Genomic DNA, 2,529 nt, shown 5'->3' on the forward strand with positions numbered 1-2,529 from the left:
CACCGCCACCCCCTTCAGTTCTTGACCCGGCGCGACGAGCACGGCCTCGCCCTGCCACAGCCGGGCCATGGCCGCGAGCACGACGCGCGCGTAGCGCTCCTCGACCGGCGCGTCGGCCTCGAGGACAAGCCGGCGCGCGTCCCACTCGCGCACGCGCACGTCCACTTCCGGCAGCACCGGCACGGCGCGCACCAGAGCGTCGCGCAGCATCTCCCACGCCGTCGGGTCGCCCGGCTCTCGCGCCTCGTCGATGCGCAGCGCCACGTCGCGCAACGTGTCGTTCTCGTACACCAGCCGCTCGTCGATGCGGCCGACGAGCGAGCGGTCCGACTCCTCCCGGACCAGTTCGAGGATGTCGACGCCCTGGCCGGCGAGGTGCTCGAGGATCGTCAGGCCGAGCCAGTATGGGTTGAGCAGGCGCCCGTCGGGCGGGTTGGCGATCCACGCGTGCAGCCGCGCCTCCTGGACGGCCCACGCTTGCGGAGCCCGCCAGGCGCGCAGGATGCGCTTGTGCCAGAAGGACGCCCAGCCTTCGGCGAGGATCTTGATCCGCGTCTGCGGCAGGAAATAGAGCGCCACCTCGCGGACCGTCGAGAGGACGTCGCGCTCCCAATCCTCAAGCGGCGCGTGGGCGATGAGGAAGCGCAGCAGGTCCCGCTCGCCGATGCCTCGCCGGACGCGGGCGCAGTCCTCGCGCAAGCGCGCGCGGGGCGCGTCGGGGTCGGGCGCCGCGTCCGGGAAGAGCGGCGCGTACGGGTTCGCCGCGGCGTCCCCGGCGGGGCGCGGCGGCGCGAGTTCCTCGGGCGTGGCGTGCCACATCAGCATGTGCGCGGCGTCGATCAACCGCTCGACGGCCAGGGGGCCGTGTTCCCGGGCGTACGTTTCGAAGCGGAGGCTGGCGGCGGAGACGACGCGGTCCATGTCCGGCCGCTGCTGCCGGTGGAAGGCGTTGCGCCCAAAGAGGTCGACGTGGCCCAGGACGTGCGCCGCGACGAACGCCTGCTCCGCGTCGCTGTTCTGGTCGAGCAAGTACGCCTGCACCGGATCGAGGTTGACGACGAGTTCGTAGATCGTCGCCCGGCCATGGATGTTCCGCGTGCGCTCGCGTTCGTAGTTGCGCCCGAACGACCAGTGGCTGTACATCCCCGGGAGGCCGGTCGCGGCCAGGGCGTAGAGCTCGTGTGCCGTGACCTCGAAGAACTCCGTCTCTCGTGGCTGGAGGCCGTAGATCTCGGCGATCCGCCGGAGTTCGGGCAGCGCTTCACGCCACATCGCCGCCACCTCCGAAGACGCCGCCCAGCCACGCGGCCACCTCGGCCGGGTGGCGGATCGTCCCGGACCGGTAGCGCGGGAGGCTCCCGGCCAGCGGCCGCAGGACCTCGAGGGCCCGGTGGGGACCCTGCCCGGCGTCCACCTCGCCGTATGCCACGAGCTCGCAGGCTTCGTGCAGGCGGCGCACGGCCGCGACGAGGTCGTCGCGGTCGCCAGGCCAGTTCTCGCCGTCGCTGAAGAAGAGGACGTACCGGTTCCACTCGTTTCGCGGGTAGCGGGTCTCGAGGATCTCCGCGGCCAGCTCAAGCCCGGCAGAGATCAGCGTGCCGCCCATGATCCCGACGTGAAAGAAGGCGTGCTCATCGACCTCCTCGGCCGCGGTGTCGTGGACGACGAACGCGCACTCGACGTGGCGGTACTGCCGGCGAAGCCAGCACAGCGTCCAAAAGGCGGCTACCCGCACGCGGAAGCGCTTGTCGTCGTCCATGCTGCCGCTCGCGTCGCGGACGAACACGACCGCGGCGCGCGCCACCGGGCGAGGGCGGGGAAGGACGTCCCGGAAGCGCAGGTGCTCATCCCTCAGCGGTCCGCCGCTCTTCAGCCGCTCCATCAGCGTGCGGCGCTTGTCGAGGCGCGGGGGCGGGCCCTGGCGCGCGACGCCGTGGACGCTGTCGAGGGTCGTCTCGTCCGCGGACGTCTTCGGTTGCAGGTTGGGCAAGCGCAGCGACTCGAAGAGGAGGTCCGCCACCTCGTCCAGCGTGAGTTCCACTTCGACGGTCGGTTCCTCGTGGTCCAGGCCCGGCAACACGCCCGCCACGGCCGCCACGCCGCCGTCCTCCTCGGCCGGCGGCGCCGGCCGGAAGCGAACGTCGTCGAGGAAGCGCACCGGCACGCGCAGCCGCCGTCCGGAGGGCGCCGTGACGATGTCCTCGCGCGCGACGACCTCCGGCAGGCGGCTCTTCAGCGCCTCGCGCACCCGCTCCTTGTGCCGCTGCACGTCCTGGGAGATCCGGTCGGCGATCATGTCCGCACCCCGGTTTCGGTCTTTTCGCCATTTGTATTGCGGGCGGCGCCCCGAGGTGCAGGAGTCTGTCCCAGTCGAGGGAAAAGAAGGGGGAAGCCGCCGGGCGAGCGCGGCCTCAGGGGGCGCTGCGGCGGGCGCGAAACCGGCTTCGGAGGTGGCGGCGATGTCGGAACGGGACGTCACGATCCTCATCGGAACCTCGAAGGGCGCGTTCATGGCGCACCACCGGGGGC

At 72.0% G+C, this 2,529-nt stretch carries 2 protein-coding genes; both read right to left on the bottom strand.

All coding sequences use genetic code 11. From position 1 onward, the window contains the following. Positions 1 to 1,272, bottom strand: a 1,272-nt coding sequence (locus tag IRZ18_09680) for a SpoVR family protein (GenBank protein MBX5477374.1), incomplete at its 3' end; no start/stop codon positions are given. Next, positions 1,262 to 2,296 carry a DUF444 family protein gene (locus IRZ18_09685; protein MBX5477375.1) on the bottom strand — a complete coding sequence of 345 codons (1,035 nt, stop codon included), beginning with the start codon at positions 2,294 to 2,296 and terminating at the stop codon, positions 1,262 to 1,264. The genes IRZ18_09680 and IRZ18_09685, both read right to left, overlap by 11 nt. Positions 2,297 to 2,529 lie beyond the last annotated feature (233 nt).

Source organism: Clostridia bacterium, from assembly GCA_019683875.1.
Lineage (GTDB): Bacteria > Bacillota > Sulfobacillia > RBS10-35 > Bu92 > Bu92.